This is a genomic window from Vibrio sp. Vb2960 (assembly GCF_033337665.1).
Lineage (GTDB): Bacteria > Pseudomonadota > Gammaproteobacteria > Enterobacterales > Vibrionaceae > Vibrio > Vibrio alginolyticus.
Genome location: NZ_JAWORD010000012.1, coordinates 1 through 18,907 on the forward strand (window position 1 = coordinate 1; position 18,907 = coordinate 18,907).

At 42.8% G+C, this 18,907-nt stretch carries 17 protein-coding genes; 6 read left to right on the forward strand and 11 right to left on the reverse strand.

From position 1 onward, the window contains the following. Together R7O03_RS11815 and R7O03_RS11820 are read left to right on the forward strand one after the other, a co-directional pair. Window positions 1–195: flagellin (locus tag R7O03_RS11815; RefSeq protein ID WP_031855108.1), on the forward strand; the 195-nt coding region annotated here is incomplete at its 5' end. Window positions 196–311: 116 nt separating this feature from the next. Continuing rightward, entirely contained in the window at window positions 312–1,436 is a 1,125-nt protein-coding gene (locus R7O03_RS11820) for a flagellin (RefSeq protein ID WP_154204775.1), read from the forward strand. A gap of 96 nt (window positions 1,437–1,532) precedes the next feature. On the opposite strand, the gene crr is transcribed toward R7O03_RS11820, so the two are convergent. The 5 genes from crr to cysZ form a co-directional block, all read right to left on the reverse strand. After that, complete coding sequence (gene crr, locus R7O03_RS11825; RefSeq protein WP_005382041.1) at window positions 1,533–2,042, reverse strand: PTS glucose transporter subunit IIA; 510 nt, start codon at window positions 2,040–2,042, stop codon at window positions 1,533–1,535. A gap of 121 nt (window positions 2,043–2,163) precedes the next feature. Then, window positions 2,164–3,888, reverse strand: coding sequence for a phosphoenolpyruvate-protein phosphotransferase PtsI (ptsI, locus tag R7O03_RS11830; RefSeq protein ID WP_005389298.1), 1,725 nt, complete (start codon window positions 3,886–3,888; stop codon window positions 2,164–2,166). Window positions 3,889–4,028: 140 nt separating this feature from the next. Next, a complete protein-coding gene (locus R7O03_RS11835) occupies window positions 4,029–4,286 on the reverse strand; it encodes an HPr family phosphocarrier protein (RefSeq protein WP_005382043.1) in 258 nt (85 codons plus the stop codon). A 300-nt stretch (window positions 4,287–4,586) separates the two neighbouring features. After that, complete coding sequence (gene cysK / locus R7O03_RS11840; protein ID WP_005382045.1) at window positions 4,587–5,555, reverse strand: cysteine synthase A; 969 nt, start codon at window positions 5,553–5,555, stop codon at window positions 4,587–4,589. A gap of 164 nt (window positions 5,556–5,719) precedes the next feature. Then, window positions 5,720–6,463, reverse strand: coding sequence for a sulfate transporter CysZ (cysZ, locus tag R7O03_RS11845; protein WP_025998633.1), 744 nt, complete (start codon window positions 6,461–6,463; stop codon window positions 5,720–5,722). 251 nt (window positions 6,464–6,714) lie between these two features. Between cysZ and zipA the strand changes: the two genes are divergently transcribed. From zipA to R7O03_RS11860, 3 genes are all read left to right on the forward strand, one after another. Then, a complete protein-coding gene (gene zipA / locus R7O03_RS11850; RefSeq protein ID WP_065274252.1) occupies window positions 6,715–7,671 on the forward strand; it encodes a cell division protein ZipA in 957 nt (318 codons plus the stop codon). A 90-nt stretch (window positions 7,672–7,761) separates the two neighbouring features. Beyond that, window positions 7,762–9,774 (forward strand): NAD-dependent DNA ligase LigA, encoded by a 2,013-nt coding sequence (gene ligA, locus R7O03_RS11855; protein WP_065274253.1) that lies wholly within the window; start codon window positions 7,762–7,764, stop codon window positions 9,772–9,774. 510 nt (window positions 9,775–10,284) lie between these two features. Further along, on the forward strand, window positions 10,285–11,694 hold the full coding sequence (locus R7O03_RS11860; protein ID WP_005382055.1) for a hypothetical protein: 1,410 nt from the start codon (window positions 10,285–10,287) through the stop codon (window positions 11,692–11,694). 40 nt (window positions 11,695–11,734) lie between these two features. Here R7O03_RS11860 and R7O03_RS11865 read toward each other — a convergent pair whose 3' ends face one another. The 6 genes from R7O03_RS11865 to bcsE all read right to left on the reverse strand — a co-directional run bounded on the left by R7O03_RS11865 (window position 11,735) and on the right by bcsE (window position 17,451). Continuing rightward, a complete protein-coding gene (locus R7O03_RS11865; protein WP_021707681.1) occupies window positions 11,735–11,917 on the reverse strand; it encodes a hypothetical protein in 183 nt (60 codons plus the stop codon). Between the two features lie 617 nt (window positions 11,918–12,534). Continuing rightward, window positions 12,535–12,996, reverse strand: coding sequence for an NfeD family protein (locus R7O03_RS11870; protein WP_017634826.1), 462 nt, complete (start codon window positions 12,994–12,996; stop codon window positions 12,535–12,537). A gap of 3 nt (window positions 12,997–12,999) precedes the next feature. Then, window positions 13,000–13,917 (reverse strand): SPFH domain-containing protein, encoded by a 918-nt coding sequence (locus R7O03_RS11875; protein WP_005382060.1) that lies wholly within the window; start codon window positions 13,915–13,917, stop codon window positions 13,000–13,002. A 152-nt stretch (window positions 13,918–14,069) separates the two neighbouring features. Then, a complete protein-coding gene (gene bcsG / locus R7O03_RS11880; protein ID WP_318131723.1) occupies window positions 14,070–15,695 on the reverse strand; it encodes a cellulose biosynthesis protein BcsG in 1,626 nt (541 codons plus the stop codon). After that, on the reverse strand, window positions 15,695–15,871 hold the full coding sequence (locus R7O03_RS11885) for a hypothetical protein (RefSeq protein WP_191116321.1): 177 nt from the start codon (window positions 15,869–15,871) through the stop codon (window positions 15,695–15,697). Before R7O03_RS11885 ends, bcsG begins: the two co-directional genes overlap by 1 nt. Further along, entirely contained in the window at window positions 15,868–17,451 is a 1,584-nt protein-coding gene (bcsE, locus tag R7O03_RS11890) for a cellulose biosynthesis protein BcsE (protein WP_154204770.1), read from the reverse strand. The genes R7O03_RS11885 and bcsE overlap by 4 nt, the downstream gene beginning before the upstream one ends. Before the next feature lie 674 nt (window positions 17,452–18,125). Here bcsE and bcsQ point away from each other — a divergent pair. Beyond that, entirely contained in the window at window positions 18,126–18,905 is a 780-nt protein-coding gene (gene bcsQ, locus R7O03_RS11895; RefSeq protein ID WP_005388623.1) for a cellulose biosynthesis protein BcsQ, read from the forward strand. Window positions 18,906–18,907: the final 2 nt, after the last annotated feature.

The following is an 18,907-nucleotide window of genomic DNA, read 5'->3' on the forward strand; positions in this document are numbered from 1 at the left end:
CGTTTCAACCACGCAATCAGCAACTTGGACAACATTAACGAGAACGTGAATGCGTCGAAGAGCCGTATCAAAGATACAGATTTCGCGAAAGAAACGACGGCAATGACCAAATCACAAATTCTATCGCAAGCGTCAAGCTCAATCCTTGCGCAAGCGAAACAAGCGCCTAACTCAGCGCTAAGTCTGCTAGGTTAATCAATTTAACAAAGCAAGAAACCAAAGCCAGGCTCATCCCTGGCTTTTTGCTTATTGGCTATAACGATTCAGATGTGTCCTGACAGTATGTTCGATAAGGCATTCATATCGATTAGATGATCTCTTTAAATTCCAATGTTTCTGCGATGGTGGCGCAGAGACACCTGAGTCAAGCAGCTGCGCAAAATGTTGAGTCACAACGCAACCTAACTTCGGGGTTTCGAATCAACTCGGCGAGCGATGATGCGGCAGGTTTACAGATATCGAATACTCTCCATGTACAAACGAGAGGGCTTGATGTCGCCTTAAGAAATGCGCACGACGCTTTTTCTGTTGCTCAAACAGCGGAGGGAGCATTGCACGAAAGCAGTGACATATTGCAACGCTTACGCTCTCTGGGGCTTCAAGCAGCAAACGGCAGTTATGACTCAAGTGATCGGCAAAGTATTCAATATGAGGTCGTAGCGCTGCAAGATGAGCTTGATCGTGTCGCGATCACGACAACATTTGCGGATAAAAACCTGTTTGATGGATCTTATGGTTCACAAAGTTTCCATATTGGCGCGAACGCTAATTCAATCTCTTTGACGTTACGTAACATGCGTAGCCATATCCCAGAGATGGGAGGGCAGCATTATGTTGGTGATGCGGTCGATAAAGATTGGCGAGTCACTAAAGATAACCAAACCCTAAAAGTCGAATACCAAGACAGTAAAGGGCAAACCCAAACGGAATCCATTGGACTCAAATTGGGTGACCGTATAGAACAGGTCGCCACTTACATCAATGCTCAACAATCGATAGTGAATGCTTCAGTAACGGAAAACAACGAACTGCAATTCTTCGCTTCTACGATGAATGCGCCAGAGGGTGTGCTTCTCGATGGGAGTTTAGCGGATGAGCTTGATGTGAGCGCTGGTCAATTAGTCACAATGGATGACATCGATATGTCGATGGCAGGTAAGGCTCAGCTTTCAGTTGGGGTGATTGATGCAGCAATTAAGTACGTTGATTCGCACCGAAGTGAAATTGGCAGCTTTCAGAACCGTGTAAACGGCTCGATGGATAACTTAAATACTGTGAATCGGAGTGTTACAGAGTCCAAGAGTCGAATAAGAGATACAGACTTCGCAAGAGAATCTACGGAAATGGTGCGTTCTCAAGTGCTCCAAGATGCGACAACAGCATTATTGGCTCAGGCAAAGCAAAGGCCGAGTTCGGCACTTGGATTACTTAGCTGAGCGGATTTCATTGATGTAAGTCGATTAGAAACAAAATTTCAGGTAATAAAAAACGCTGCCAATGGCAGCGTTTTTTCGTGTTCGATTAAGTAAAAATTACTTAGTTACACGTAGAACTGGAGTTTCACCAACAGTTACAGAACCAGAAAGCTTGTTTAGCTCTTTGATTTCGTCCATGTTAGAGATAACAACTGGAGTTAGCGTTGACTTCGCTTTCTCTTCTAGAAGAGCTAGATCGAATTCAATTACAGTGTCGCCAGCTTTAACAGTTTGACCTTCTTCAGCGATACGCGTGAAGCCTTCGCCTTTTAGTTCAACTGTGTCGATACCGAAGTGAACGAAAAGCTCAACACCGTCGTCAGACTCGATAGAGAACGCGTGGTTAGTTTCGAAGATCTTACCGATAGTACCGTTTACAGGAGCTACCATTTTGTTGCCTGCTGGCTTGATAGCAATACCGTCACCAACGATTTTCTCAGCGAAAACAACATCTGGCACGTCTTCGATGTTTACAATCTCACCAGAAAGTGGCGCGATGATTTCGATAGCACCAGCGTCAGCGCTGTCATCAGATACAAGCTTCTTAAGTTTGTCAAACAGACCCATTGTGTCATGCTCCTAAGGTTTGGTTTTATTCTGTCGAATTATAGTATACCAATATAGCTCATTAGACGACTTTTTTCGCCGTCTAATGGCCATTAAGTATTGAATTACTTGGTACTACCGATTACTGAGCTTTCTCAGCAATAAACTTTTCTACCACGGCTTCGATTTCTTCTGCTGTCGGTAGAGAAAGGGCTTCTTCAGCCATTGCTTTCACTTCTGCGAAGTTAGAGTTACGAACTACTTTCTTCACTTTAGGGATTGAAATGCCGCTCATTGAGAACTCGTCCAGACCCATACCTAGAAGTAGAAGTGTTGCACGCTCGTCACCTGCAAGTTCACCACACATACCAGTCCATTTACCTTCTGCGTGAGAAGCGTCGATAACTTGCTTGATCACTGTAAGTACAGCTGGTGATAGTGGGTTGTATAGGTGAGAAATCATCTCGTTACCACGGTCAACCGCTAGCGTGTACTGAGTTAGGTCGTTTGTACCGATAGAGAAGAAAGACACTTCCTTCGCTAAGTGGTGTGCGATCGCAGCAGCAGCAGGAGTTTCAACCATAACACCGATTTCGATGTTTTCGTCGAACGCGTGGCCTTCAGCGCGTAGCTCTTCTTTGTACTCTTCGATCGCTTTCTTAAGCTCACGGATTTCTTCGACAGAGATGATCATTGGGAACATGATACGCAGTTTGCCGTGTGCAGAAGCACGTAGGATGCCACGTAGCTGATCACGAAGGATTTCACGACGATCTAGACTGATACGTACAGCACGCCAACCTAGGAATGGGTTCATCTCTTTTGGAAGATCCATGTATGGGAGATCTTTATCGCCGCCGATATCCATAGTACGGATGATCACAGCTTGACCGTTCATTGCTTCCGCAACTTCTTTGTACGCTTGGTACTGTTCTTCTTCAGTTGGTAGCGCAGTACGGTCCATAAATAGGAATTCAGTACGGTACAGACCAACACCTTCACCGCCGTTACGAAGGATACCGTCACAGTCTTTCACTGTACCGATGTTACCGCAAACTTCTACACGGTGACCGTCAGTCGTTTCTGCGTGTAGGTCTTTCAGTTTCGCTAGCTCTTCTTTTTCAGCTAGGAATGCTGCTTTAACCGCTTTCGCTTCTTCTAGCTCAGCTTCTGATGGGTTAACAACAATCTTGTTGTTCATTGCGTCAAGAATCAGCATGTCGCCATTCTTAACTTTCTTCGTGATGTCGTTAGTACCAACGATAGCTGGAAGCTCAAGTGAGCGAGCCATGATTGAAGTGTGAGATGTACGACCACCAATGTCACAAGCAAAACCAAGCACGTAGTCTAGGTTAATTTGTGCAGTTTCAGATGGCGTTAGGTCGTAAGCAACAAGAATTACTTCTTCGTTGATATCGCTAAGCGAAACAATGTTGATGCCTAGTGCGTTCTTAACAAAACGAGAACCGATATCGCGGATGTCAGTTGCACGCTCTTTTAAGTATTCGTCGTCTAGAGACTCAAGAGCACATGCTTGCTCTTCGATCACTGAGTGGATAGCGTGATCAGCAGTCATCTTGTCGTTTTTGATAAGTGCTAGGATTTCCTCTTCTAGCTCTTCGTCTTCAAGAAGCATGATGTGACCTTCAAAGATCGCTTCTTTTTCTTCGCCAAACGTTTCAAGCGCTTTTTGCTTGATAGTTTCTAGCTGAGCTGCAGATTTGTTACGAGCGTCAAAGAAACGCTGAACTTCAGCTTCTACTTGATCGTCAGAAATAGTGTTTGTGTTTAGGACAATTTCATCTTCTTGAAGTAGTAGTGCTTTACCGATTGCAATACCAGGAGATGCTAGGATGCCTGAAATCATAGCCTTACCTTAAGTTTGGTCAACTTTATAAAACGGGAGAATAATGGGTGCGCTAACGAATAGTTTTAGCTTAGTTTTGAGCCTATTTCCAACGAAGCCATTTTGCTTTCACAAAATGGCTTCTGGAGTAGGAGACCGGATTAGTGTAGTTGGTCCATTAGAGCAACTAGGTGGTCAACTGCTTGCTGAGCTTGTGGGCCTTCAGCAGAAATAGTAACTTGAGTACCTTTTACTAGGCCTAGTGTTTGTAGTTTGAACAGGCTCTTAGCGCTAGCGCTTTTACCGTTAGAAGTCACAGTGATGTCTGCGTCGAATGCTTTTGCTTCTTTAACAAACTGTGCAGCTGGACGAGTGTGAAGGCCGTTTTCTGCTGTGATTTCTACTTGCTTCTCGTACATGTGATATACCCCAATAAATGTATTTTTTTGTTAGTTTGTGACCAGATTTTAGCTTAACTGCTTTACATCTTGTGCGCTAGCACGGGAAGAGTTCAAAGCGCGTCAGTTCTGATACTAGTCAAAAGTTTGGTAACTACGCAACTGTTTGCGTGCGTAATCACTTTGAAACCTTTTTGTGTTCTGCTTCTTTATTTTGAAGCTAGAAATAAAACACCCTGATATTACCAAAGGTAGGGCAGGGATCAACAAAAAAGCCCCTAAACGGGGCTTTTTTAAACTAAAAATTGATTTGAACACATATTATTGTTGGTTCTCTTTTTCGGTAAAGATACCTGCAAAGAGTGCTGTACTTAGGTAACGCTCACCGGAACTTGGCAAGACAGTTACAATTGTTTTTCCTTCAAATTCAGGTAGTTCCGCAAGTCGGTTCGCTGCAACAACCGCTGCGCCAGATGAGATACCAGCTAGGATACCTTCCTCTTCCATTAGGCGACGAGCCATCTCAATCGCTTCTTCTGAGGTAACTTGCTCAACACGGTCAATAATGTCTAAATCGAGGTTACCAGGGATGAAACCAGCACCGATACCTTGAATTTTGTGTGGGGCAGGTTGGATTTCTTCGCCAGCAAGTGCTTGTGCAATAACCGGAGACTCTGCTGGCTCAACTGCAACAGAAGTGATGGCTTTGCCTTTTTCACCTTTGATGTAACGGCTAGTACCTGTAATAGTACCGCCCGTACCAACACCAGCAACGAATACGTCGATTTCACCGTCTGTCGCTTCCCAAATCTCAGGGCCCGTAGTCTTTTCGTGGATTTCTGGGTTCGCTGGGTTGTCAAATTGTTGAAGAAGTAGGTACTTCTCAGGGTTGCTTGCTACGATTTCTTCTGCTTTAGCAATCGCCCCTTTCATGCCTTTCGCCGCTTCAGTCAGCTCAAGGTTCGCGCCTAGTGCTTTTAGTAGCTTACGGCGTTCTAGGCTCATTGATTCAGGCATGGTCAATGTTAGCTTGTAACCGCGAGCAGCCGCTACGAATGCTAGAGCAACACCAGTGTTACCACTGGTAGGTTCTACAAGCTCTACACCTGGCTTAAGAAGGCCCGCTTTCTCTGCTTCCCAAATCATGTTTGCACCGATACGGCACTTAACACTGAAGCTAGGGTTACGCGCTTCAATTTTTGCGAGAACTTTGCCTTTACTTACTTTGTTTAGACGAACGAGAGGTGTATTACCAATAGTAAGAGAGTTATCTTCGTAGATTTTGCTCATAGTGATGTTCCTTCATTACACGTTGTGTGAATATGGATAGAAGAATATGCGGTATGAAAAAAAGGGAAAAGGATTAAAAAGTTATATCTTATTAGGTTGGCCCAGAACTTGATAAAAGAAAAGGGAAAAGCTGGCGCTGATCCCTTTCCTTAATCTCTAATCGACTATCGTTGGTGCTTAAACTCCGCGACCCACATCGCGGTTGCACCACATATTGCTACAGGCATGACAATGAGGTTCAAAATTGGAATCGTTGTAAATACTGAAACCAACACACCAAAGCCATAGGCTTTACCTTGCTTTTGTTTCAATTTGTAACGCATGTCGTTAAATGGGATTTTATGGTTATCAAACGGGTAATCACAATATTGAATCGCGAGCATCCAGGCGGTAAAGATAAACCATAAAAATGGGCCTACTGTTTGTCCAAGGGCAGGGATGAGCAATAATAGGAATAGGCCTATTGCTTTAGGTAATATGTAAAGGAGCTTTCTCCACTCACGAGCTAAAACGCGAGGAACATCTTTCAGGACGGCAGTGAAACCATCATCATTTACTTTTTGTCCCGTTAAGTACTCTTCCACTTTTTCAGCCAAGAGGCCATTGAATGGCGCGGCGATAAAGTTCGCGAGCGTGCTGAAAAAATAGGAGAAGGTAGCGAGTATCGTCAGAGCGAGTAAAGGCCAAAGAATGTAAGTTAACCAGGATAAAAACTCAGGCAGCTGCCCAATCCAGCCTTCTATCCATATATTAAGGTTTGAAAATAGATAGAAGATGGCACCACCTACAAGCAAGATATTTGCAAGTAGAGGTAAGATGACAAAGCGCCTGATTTTAGGGGCAAGTGCCAATTGTATCCCGTATAGAAAATAACCGAACCCGGTTCTCTGCTGATTGTTTTGCTTCATGTCTATTTTGGCTTCGTGTAAATGAAAACTCATTGTACCTGTGAGGACTTTTCTTTCAATGCCCTGACAAATGACGTCTTGTTAAGTGGAATCGTGGCAAGAATCACAACAAAAAACGGAACTTCTTGCATTAAGTTGTTCTAAATCTACATATAGTTTTGGTAAAGTAAACGTATCATTCAGATTTATTGCACTTGGGTTGCTGCTCAAGGAACTGCGAGTAGTAAAAACAAGTATATTGAGAGTAAATAATGCAGGAATTGCGATTCGTACTCATTGTTGTTGGCGCATTAGCCATCGCGGCATTACTGTTTCATGGTTTATGGAGCAGTAAAAAAGAAGGCAAAGCAAAGTTTGGTAACAAGCCACTTGGTAAGCTGGATGTTGACCAAGAAGACAAAAATGATCTTGTTGAGAAAGAACGAGACTTCGCTCCCGCTCCTGAAGATGACTTTGAGATCATTCGCAAAGATCGCAAAGAACCAGATTTTGGGATGGCGAATTCTTTCGACAACAAGTTTGAATCTGACCCGTTATTCGGTGGCCCATCTGAAGTCAAACAGACGCAGCAGGAGCCGGATGACATCCCTTCATTTGTTGCAGAAAAAGATAAAGAAGAGGACGTTGAGCCTGTTGTTCAAGCAACAGTAGCTGAAGAGCCATTCCAGCCCGCTGTGGAAGAAGACGCTATTCCCGCCGCGTTTGATATTACGGAGAAAGAACAGCAAGTCGAAACGGTTAGTGAGCCTGTCGTTGCAGAGCCTAAGGAAGAGCCAAAGCCAGAACCTGAAATGCAAGTGATTGTATTGAATGTGCACTGTGCTGGTGAAGAGCCATTTGTTGGTACTGCTTTATTTGAAAGTATGCAACAAAACGGTCTAATTTATGGCGAGATGGATATTTTCCACCGTCATGTCGACTTGTCCGGTAACGGCAAAGTGCTGTTTAGCGTCGCTAATATGATGCACCCTGGTACGTTTGAACATGCTGATCCTGCTGAGTTTACAACGAAGGGTATTTCATTCTTCATGACATTGCCTTGTTATGGCGAGGCTGAACAGAACTTCAACTTAATGCTCCGAACTGCGCAGCAAATTGCTGATGATTTAGGTGGTAACGTACTTGATGACCAGCGCAACTTAATGACGCCAGATCGTTTAGCATCTTATCGACGTCAAATAGTTGAGTTTAATGCCGCTAACGCATAATCTTAACAGCAAATAATAATAGGGCTCCGGATGGAGCCCTTTTTCTTGGATTTCCCAACCTCACCGATTGAAAATACACGGGGCTTTACTATGTCTGAATCAGTACTTCAGCGACTAGAAGAACTAAAAGAGTCGTTGCATTACCACGCTGTGCGTTACTACGTGGAAGATAACCCAGAGATCCCTGATGCCGAGTACGACCGTTTAATGCGAGAGTTACTGGATATTGAATCTGAGAACCCTGACTTAATAACCGTAGACTCGCCAAGCCAACGTGTCGGTGGACAGCCTCTCTCTGCGTTTAGCCAAGTGACACATGAAGTACCGATGCTTTCGCTTGATAACGCGTTTGATGATAGTGAACTCGATAGTTTCCACAAGCGCGCACAAGAGCGCGTGGGCAGCCAGAGTGTGAAAGAATACTGTTGTGAGCCTAAATTGGATGGACTCGCCGTAAGTTTGTTATATGAGAATGGCGTGTTAGTTCAGGCGGCCACTCGAGGCGATGGTACTACGGGTGAAAACATCACAGAGAATGTGCGTACGATTAAAGCTATTCCTTTAAAACTCAGGGGTAATGACTGGCCAAATCGTCTTGAAGTTCGTGGTGAAGTCTTTATGCCGAAAGCTGGGTTTGAAAAGCTCAATGAATTAGCAAGGAAGAAAGGCGAGAAAATCTTTGTGAATCCACGTAACGCTGCGGCAGGTAGCTTACGACAATTGGATTCACGTATTACGGCTTCTCGTCCGCTTAGCTTCTATGCATACAGTGTAGGCGTGGTGCAAGGCGCAGAATTGGCAGCAAGTCATTACGAACGCTTTTTGCAAATCAAATCTTGGGGACTGCCAATGTGTCCGGAAACTAAGCGAGTTGAAAGCTTGGCGGATGTAAAAGCTTACTACCAAGATATATTGCAGCGTCGTGATGCCCTCCCTTATGAGATCGATGGTGTCGTTATTAAAATTGACGATATTGCCGTGCAAGAGCGTCTGGGGTTTGTTGCTCGCGCTCCACGTTGGGCGATTGCCTACAAATTTCCAGCACAGGAAGAAATGACGACACTGAATGAAGTGGAGTTCCAAGTCGGTCGCACTGGTGCGATTACACCTGTTGCTAAGCTAGAGCCTGTATTTGTTGGCGGGGTAACGGTAAGTAATGCGACGCTTCATAACGCAGATGAGATAGAACGTCTGCAGGTCAAGATTGGTGATCACGTTGTGATCCGCCGTGCTGGCGATGTTATTCCGCAAGTCGTATCTGTCATCAAAGAGCGTCGACCAGAAACAGCTCGAGATATTGTTTTCCCAACTCAGTGTCCTGTTTGTGGTTCGCATGTTGAGCGGATCGAAGGAGAAGCGGTAACACGTTGTATGGGGGGCTTAGTTTGCCAAGCCCAACGCAAACAAGCGCTAAAACACTTTGTTTCTCGTAAAGCGTTAGACGTTGACGGTTTAGGCGATAAAGTGATCGAGCAGCTTGTTGATCGTGAGATGGTGAAAACTCCTGCTGACTTGTTTAAGTTATCAGCGGGGATTTTAACCGTACTAGATCGCATGGGGCCAAAGTCTGCGCAGAATATTGTGAATGCGTTAGAAAAATCCAAAGAAACAACTTTACCTCGGTTTTTGTATTCACTGGGGATCCGTGAAGTTGGCGAGGCAACCGCAGCAAACTTAGCAATGCACTTTAAAACGTTGGGAGCGATCCAAAATGCTACCGAAGAGCAGTTGATTGAAGTGCAAGACATCGGTGCTGTGGTTGCTCAACATATTACGACTTTCTTTAGTGAAGAACAGAACCAAGCGGTGGTTAAAGATTTGCTTGAACAAGGAATTCATTGGCCAGAGATTAATACTACTGAGCAGGTGGGGGAATTACCATTAGAAGGTAAAACAGTAGTATTAACGGGAACACTTTCTCAACTGGGGCGTACAGAAGCCAAAGAAGCCCTCCAAGCACTGGGGGCTAAAGTGACGGGTAGTGTTTCTAAGAAAACCGATATTTTGTTTGCTGGTGAAAATGCAGGTTCGAAGCTCGCAAAGGCACAAGAACTGGGTATCGAAATTAAAACAGAACAAGACTTACTCGAACTGATGAATTAAGTCTTCTCAAAAAAGCTAAAAAATAACTAAAAGCCCCGTATGGTAAGCATGCGGGGCTTTTTCTTGTTCATAATTAAGTGTTTTTTTATTGAGTAATTGATGCCTTTGTTCTTTTCAGTGATCAAGATCGAACCTTGGGTTATTGGTTTTTTTGGCTTTTTTAGTCTGCGAGTGACTTCAAGTTGATACTTTTAAGTTCAATTTAAGCGTTTGATTTTAAATGATAATTTATTGTGTAGTGTTGATGTTGTTAAAAATAAGATCTGGATCAATAAGTTATATGGAATTTTGGAGTGGCTCATATTTTTTTAGAAAAAAAATAAGTTCCATTTGGATGTTTTTAGCTGCGAAGTTAGTCTTAATCACGTGGATACACGGTGTGTATGCAGGAACTAAAAAAAGCCAAATTAGAAATAATGAGGTTTGATCAGGAATTTACTTCTCTCCTTCGGCGGCCAACTAAAGGTGAGATAGAAAAATACAGCTATATCCATTTTTAGGAGTTTTTCCATGGACAAATTTTTTAAGGTTTCAGCGTTAACCGCAGCAATGTTTGGTGTTGTTGCTGTCGCTCCAGCTACAGCGTCTACTGAAAGTGCAGCAGGTGGCGAGTACGTAGAGAAAGTGAACGAATTTATGCAAGACTCAAGTCTGAATGCATTATTCATAGTTGATACTCGTTCACGAACTCGTACAACAGGTAAGCCCGGCGGTGAAAATGGTGACCGTTGGAGTCGTCTAAACTACTCTTCTTACAACGCAATTTTAGACTTCACTTCTGGCTACCACGATGGTTGGGTGGGCGCAGATGTTGCGGCTTACTACTCTGGCGATCTTTACAACGATAGTCTTTACAATTCAAACGAAGGCTACCTATGTAACGAAATCTCAACTTGTAACAACCTAGACTGGGGTGCAGGTGATGGTCAGCAGCTTAAAGTTTACAAAGCAGCGCTGAAATTCAAAGCAAACGAAAACTTTAATGCTCGTTTCGGTATGTTACAGGCTGGTGGTAACGGTACAATCGGTAACGTTTGGAGCTTTGTACCTGGTACTTACCGTGGTTTCGAACTGAACGCTAAACTTGGTGATTTCAACCTAAGCTACTTTGGCGCAGACCAATTTACAGCACCTTGGCTGCTTCACGAAGATGATTACGCACCAGCGCTTTGGTCTGACACTTCATGGAGCTACCTACACTCTCTAGGCCTAAACGGTAACCTAACTGACAGCTTGTTTATGCAACTTGGTTTGGGTCAAGCTACTGGCGTTCAATATGCAAATGGTGTTGACTGGGGTGCAGGTCAAGTAACTAGCTACCACAACGAAACCGACAACACTTCTTACAAGGCTTACTTGAAGTACACTGTTAGTGACCGTACAACTCTAGCATTTGATTTCTACGGTGTTGACGATGATGTGAAATACGATGGTCTAGGTTTCCACACTGGTCTATCTTTGAATCAATCTTTCGGCAAGCTAGCTTGGATGTCTGAGTTGCGCTACACAGACACAGATAACCGTGCGGACTTCGTTCCTCGTACTATTCATACATATGGTATGAACAATGGTACTTGGTCTCAGTGGTGGGACGCGCTGTCTGACTGGAACAAAGCGGGTGAGCTAGCATGGTACAACCGTCTATCTTACAACCAAGGTAACGGCTGGAACTACTACCTAGGCTTTGGTTACGGTACTGGCGCTGACTCTGCAGCAAGCGGAGCATCAGGTGACTGGGATTACGAAAGCGAATACGCAGTTAACGCAACAGTATCTTACTCACTACAAAGTGGTGCGCTTAAAGGTTCTACCATTCGTTTACACGGTACAATCCTAGAACGTGATGAGTACGCAGGTGCTGGCGATGCGGATGAAACAGACTTACGTCTACAAGTTCTTATCCCTTACAGCTTCCACTAATACTTAATGAGATAATAAAAGGAGCCGCTAGGCTCCTTTTCTATTTCACTTCTCGGCCGTCGTATATTTTGCAATATAACGGTGGCAACATATGTACATTACCGTTTGGCAACTCACACTTTATCTCTGGACCTAACGTACGACCACCGGATGCACCATTAGCATGAGTGGTTAACGGAATTATGGCAAAAGATATTACTAATAGACCAGATAAAAATCTCATAATAATCACCTTAATATAAACTTTAAATATCTACGTGCTTGTATAAACCGTGACTACGCAGAAAGGCAAGGTTGAATAGGGCTCTTATATCAAACTAAGCTCTTACTTCTTTACTATTCCCATTCCCCACCTCTAAATCGACACATTTCACTTGGAATATTCGTAACGTCGCCACTTGGCATCTTACATTCGACTATAGGTCCCAAATTAGTTGTACCGCCGTTTCCGTTGTTGTAGGCAAAGGAAGAAAAAGAAAAAATACCGCACAACATTAAAAAGAGAAGCTTATTCATAGTACATCCTCTTACTTACCAAATAAAAAGCACTCAACTTAAATGCTTATGCGTTAAGTATGTATCCGAGGATAAAAAGATCAAAAAATAATTCAATAAAGTTTTATTTTTTAAAATAAATTTAGATCGATAATTTACCTATATATATTTCTATCTTATTGATTGTCGTGTGTTGAATAATTAAATAATAGGAAATGTGAGGTAGGGTATTAATAATATTACTAATACTTATTTTTTTCTCGATTTTAATTAAGGTAATGAAATGAAAGCAGTTGTTTAGATTAAAGTAATGGAGCATGATTTGCCCCATTACTTTGGCATAAATTAATTAGAATCAGGCTCAATGATTAAAATAATACCTTCAACATCGGTGATTCTTACGCGGGTACCGGCTGGAAGTGCTTGATCCGATTGTGCGGACCATGTGGTATCGGCTACCTTGATGCGATTGAGTCCGACGGAAAAGTCTTCTTCAAGGATAAGAGTACGCCCAATTAACTGCTTGTACTTTTGGTTCAGATCTCTTTCTTGGTCTTCTTGCTTGTCTTTAGACCATTGTCGTCGCCACCAAAGCCAGGTGGTGATTAAGCTGAAGCTTGCAAAGCAAAGCCATTGCAATTGCCAGCTCATTGGCAAAACGGTCATGAGTGCTCCAACGATAAGTGCAGACATCCCGAGCCAGAGAAAATACCCTGCGGTACCAAGTAGCTCAACTGCTAAAAGAGCAAAGCCAAACGCTAGCCAATGCCAGAAAGAGATACCTTCCAACAAACTAAAAAAGTCCATAAATTATTCTTTATCTTGCTGCTTAAACATTTCTGCTATCCCTGCAACCGAGCCCATTAGTCCGGTTGCTTCTAATGGAAGCATAATGATTTTACCATTTTCGGCTTGACCAATGCTCTTGATCGCTTCGGTATAACCCTGTGCAATGAAGTAATTGACGGCTTGCATGTCACCTTTTGCAATGGCTTCGGAAACCATGTAAGTCGCTTTTGCTTCTGCTTGCGCGGCACGCTCACGTGCTTCTGCATGGAGAATAGCAGACTGCTTTTCGCCTTCAGCTTTTAATATCTCTGATTGTTTATGACCTTCGGCCTTTAATATCTCAGCTTGGCGAACCCCTTCTGCTTCAAGAATTTCCGCACGCTTATTACGCTCGGCTTTCATTTGCGCATTCATTGCAGCGGTCAGATCGGCTGGTGGCTGGACATCTTTAATCTCAATTCGTGTGACTTTTACGCCCCAAGGGTTTGTTGCTTGGTCAACAATCGCCAACAGCTTAGAGTTGATCATGTCGCGTTGGCTCAGCATTTCGTCCAGTTCCATTGAACCTAAAACGGTACGAATGTTGGTAAGGGTCAAGTTTCTAATAGCGTGTTCTAAATCGTTGACTTCATAAGCCGCTTTGGCAGCATCGATCACTTGAACAAATCCGACAGCGTCAATAACCACGTTAGCGTTATCTTTTGAAATGACCTCTTGCGCAGGAATATCGAGAACGCGCTCCATCATATTTACTTTTTGACCAACTTTATCAACGAATGGAATGATCAAGTTTAAACCCGGCTTTAATGTGTGGGTGTAGCGTCCGAAGCGTTCAACTGTCCAGTTGTTTCCTTGCGGAACCGTTTTAATGGCTGAAGATAAGATAACGACAGCAAGAACGACGAAAATACCGATGGTGATCAGTGAATCAATTGGCATGAGTTATTCCCTTAAGTGCATAATGTTCGATCCATTTTTACCTATTTATAGACAATAGACAATTGAAGTTCTGAGACCTTTGAGAGGTTATTGGTTTTTATATGACAAAGGCCGGAAACACCGGCCTTTGTCATGGCATGGTTTTACTCTCGCTATTTTGCGGGGTATTCAATCCAACTTGAACCATCAAGAGAAACATAATACTTCCCTTGTACTTCAATCACAGTAGAGCCTGAGTTCTGCGCGACAACTCGTGTTTCTGGTAGGTTCTCTGTCAATATTGAAGGGCTAAACGTCTTACTTTGATAAATGTTTTTATCTAGGATATTCGAAACGAGCTGCGACAATGCCAGATAGCTAGATGGCTCGCTTACGTGTTCGGTGTTGCCCTGACGCTGAATTCCTTCTCCGAAGATTTTAATTCCTACCGGTGTATGAATGATTGTCGGTGCAGGAATTTCTCGCATACCTGAAATTTGCATGCGGTCTCCTCGCATACCACCACCATGTTCTGGTACCAAAGCGACAACGATGTTGCGTTTTGAGGACTCTAAGGTTTTAAAGAACGCGTGGAGATCATCAAGCAAATTCTTAAGGCGCATTTTGTAGCTAGCAATAGATGTGCTTGAGTTCGCATTGATGATCCTGTTGCCATCATGTAGTGAAATTGAGTTGTAGAGTGCCACGACTTTGTCGTCACTACTGTTAAGTCTTTGCTGCCACCAGTTATCCAATACTTGCTTATCGCGGAAGATCGAAGAGCCATCAAAAGATTTTTGGTAAGGAGTTAAGCCTTCTTGAGACATAAGAGCCCCTTGTAAGTCGCCGTCTTTTTTGATCAATTCAAGGAAGCTATCAAAGACACCATTGTGGTTCATCAGTAAATTTTCTGTGAAGCCTAGTTCTTTCAAACTTTCGAACAAGTAGCACTGCTTTGATGGTGCTGGCTGGAACAGTTGACTGTGTTCTTGTTGACCACAATTGGCTCGTAGCAGACGAATGACAGCAGGCCCACTGTATGACGTAGCGGAGCTAAAATTGTCGAACATGATGTCAAACTCTTTGAACAGAGGATGATCAGCCAGTCCTGCAATTTCGATGTCATCCCACGCGACCGAACAAATACTCAAGAACAGCAAATCAAAAGGAGCATCCATTGCGCTGTTGGTATCGAATGTCACATGTCGGGAAGCTTCTTTAGAAAAGAAATCTGCAGTTAACGTGTTGAGACTGGCATCATTAATTTCCGTTATTTGAGGTTGTTTGCTAGCAGTAACCTCGGTTGTTGGCTGTTGTTGGGCTACTTCTGCAGCCACTGTTGTCTGAGGTTCAGTCGTCATAGGAATACTTATATAGACCATCGCAATAACCACAAAGACTGAAACCCTAACAAACTTGCTCAAAATAAAGTACGCACCACACAAAGCGAGCAATCCGAGTATTGCTTGGAATGATAAAAATCGTCCCAAAAGCTCGACCAGATAACTCGATTCAAACTGCATTAACTGTCCCGCTTGAGCCCAAAGACGGTTTAGAGGAGGTAGGTAAGAATCGTAATGCAAGAGCCACGCTGCGGCGACAAATGAAACGATATGGCGCACCGCATTTAGGCTTTTCATCGAGATAGGAAGCAGGATTAAGATCAACAGCGCAAAGTTTTCCATTGGATGGAAATCGATGATTCCTTGAAAATAGAGCGCTGTTTTTGCGATAAAGTAAATGTTCCACCAGCCCAATCCTATAGTGAGGGGGGTAGAGTCATGAGAATGCGATGTCATTACTTAAGCTTCTTGGTGTTAGTGGCTGATGTATCTAGCTCAAAATAGCGCGAGCGTTTTAAGTGTTTGTGGTAAAAGCGTCGGGTAGCGTTTACTAGGTCACGTAGAAAGTATCCTAGGAGTAGGCCAATACCTGAACTGATACTCACGGTCAGTAAAAAATCGTTAATATTCATGAACGTTCCTTGAGCTCAATGGTTTTTTTCACAGCAAACAAAGGAGGAACATCAACCATAGAATTAATGGCGTTATGGAATATTTTCCTCTCTGTCGCCAGAGCTGAAACGTCGTCGGATATGACGGCTTCATCTTGAACGATGAATTTTAACTCTGTTTCGATATCTAATTGAGTATCAAACGTGTGAGTTGAGTGAAATAAGTCTCTCACTGGGAACTCAAATATATTGTTGAGTGCAATGTCAATATCGCTATGTCGAATAGCACTGAACAAGACATACAGAGCTTTGTTGCAGGCTGTCACAACGTCGCCATCTCTTCGAATATGGCAAAGACGTAAACATTCCTCTGCCGTCATGCCTGGTAATAAGTTCAGCTTGATAAGCGCAAAGTTCACATTTGAGTGTGTTGAGTGGGAAATGACGTCAATACAGTATTGGCTAAAGTCCTGGTTTTGTAAGTAGCCTTTGCTACCAAACTTAAGGTCATACTTTAAGAGCGCCTCTAAACTGTCAGGAATTGGACGCGTAAGCATCTGGCCTTGAATTGCTTCAACCTGAGTCATAAAGCGCATTGGGGGGATTTGCGCGTGAGAAATGAAGTTTGCCCCCGAGCGAAGTAAGAACTTTTCATCTGCATATCTCAGACATTGTTGGGTCTCCCTGACAATAATCTTTAGCTGACGGCCATACGCGGACCTTAAACGGTAGCAATCTAACGCGATCTGTTGAACTTCGCTTTGGTTATCACAGCTGAAAACAATAGTTGAAGAGCGAGGGTTGTTTAACATCGCTATGAGCTCTTGATTACTCTCAGCCATACTCATCCCTTTTGGGGCTTTCTCGCTTTCTCTGAAGGCTCCTCTGCTGATATATATTCTATCACTATCCGATTTGTCTTCCTGTATGGCACGAGGCTGATGCGTTTCGTAAGACGTTGCTTTTAGCTTCTTATCTTTAGTGTTAGAGAGAAGGTATTCGTCTTGGGAAATTACACCGTGTTTATTGGACCAAAAATCCACAAGATAGCAGTAGCGAGCATCATCTAATGATGTCATGGTCGCCAAACCGGCGATGTATCTATTATGAGAAATAAGAATGGGCTTTAATAGTGAAGTCGTCAGATACCCATATATACAAACACTAATAGTGAGTTTTTTATTATTTGCTAGTTCATTTAAGTTTCGTAGGAAAATACTTACAAAATAATCATCACTTGATGATAGTAGTGAATCTGGAACTACTAATATATATGTGGAGAGTTTCTTTATATTTGTTTGGTGAATGTCTTTCACAAGATTTATAGCGTTCGGCGCTTTATTTGTGAATTTGTTGCTAAGAAAGAAACACTGTTCAATATGGAGTGTGGATAACTCATTGAATTTGCATAAGGCTTCATCATTCAATGCAGACAAAAAAGTTTCCTTGTCTGTAAAGCTTGTAAGTGAAGTGTTGTTATTTTCTGGTAGCGTACTGAACAAATAATCAATGACCATTTGCTTATGTGTAAACAAGTTTACATAAACAGAACTTATCTCTTTTTCAGAAGTAATAGCGGATAACCCGGAGATTGCTGACATCAAAAGGCCTTATATTCAATAGTTTACTGTCGTTGTGCGTTGTGGCTTACAATCCGCTGTATGCTAATCGTTACAATGTTAACTTTTCTTGGCGACAAGAAAATGACGCCAAGATATTAAACGAAATTGATCAAAAATTAAAATAGTTATAGCATTGCTTCATATGATGTTTATAAGTTTAAATTCAATAATTTTCAAGCCTATGATTTTGCTGTAAATTATTTATTTCACTTATATGTCGTAAATGGATAATTACAATTCACCTTCATAACCCCTGTTTCTGAAGTCAAACATCATTTAGGGATTTATTAATTATGTGAACTAATAAACAGCCCTGTTCACATTCATTAGCATTCTGTAAATATGAGACGCATAGTTCGATGCGTCAATTTTTTAACAATGGAATTTATACTGCAAAGAGTAATTGGCGGGATTGCCATTACCGCAGTTTAAACACCGTTATATTGTGAAAAAAATGTTGTGACTGAGTCTGCAAAAGATATTAATTCGATCTACTCTTCTTATAACTTAACTCAACATAAGTATATTGAAACAACAGAAAACGAGTCTTACGTGCAAGCTAAAAATAAGTGGTTGGTCTTTCAAGCCAACGGTGCTCGTAATGCTCTGTTTCAAGTGCGTATTAAGCAGACAGGTTTAGAGACTGAAGCGATATGAAACGCCTTCTTTTTGTTAGTTTAAAAGGTGGTTGTGGCTCAACGACCGTCGCTGCGAACTTGGCACAAGCATTAGTTAAGATAAACAAACAGGTACTGGCCATTGAGGTGGTGTCTAACAGTTTACTGCAAACTCATCTTGGCTTGCCGCAGGAAGAGAAAGATGGCTGGGCGAAACAACTTCTTTCAGATAAACCTTGGACCCAGGCTGGTTATGAAAGCCCACAAGGTGCACTTTTTTTACCGTTTGGCCATCTGAATTCTGAGCAGTTAAAAGCGTTTTTTAACGAGCGTTCTCACTACCTGTCAATGCTAGGTGAAATGACGTTGCAAGTGAGCGAAAACCGTGGTGAGCAGTGGCTGCTTTTTCACGCCGACTTAGCAGAGCTTACTGATCCTGAAGTGCGATCTTTTGTCGACTCAATGGATATGATTGTGGTGGTGGTAACGGCAGACGCCCTGAGTTATCTCACTCTTCAATCTTGGCTACAGCATGAAGAGCTATCGAGATTGCTTCGCTCTGACAAATTACGTTTTTTGGTGAATAAGTATCAGCCAGAAACCGAAATTGGTCGTGATTTCATGTTGGTGCTGAAAAAGGAACTTAGCGAATCCTTGATTCCTGTTTCGATTCATCGAGATACGGCATTGCTTGAATGTGTGGCAAACCTGACGACCGTTCAACACTATTCGCCATCGAGCCAAGCCGCAAAAGATTTTCAGTCTTTTGCTTTTTGGTGTGTATCAGCGTTATCAAGCGCTCAGGACCAAAGCTAATT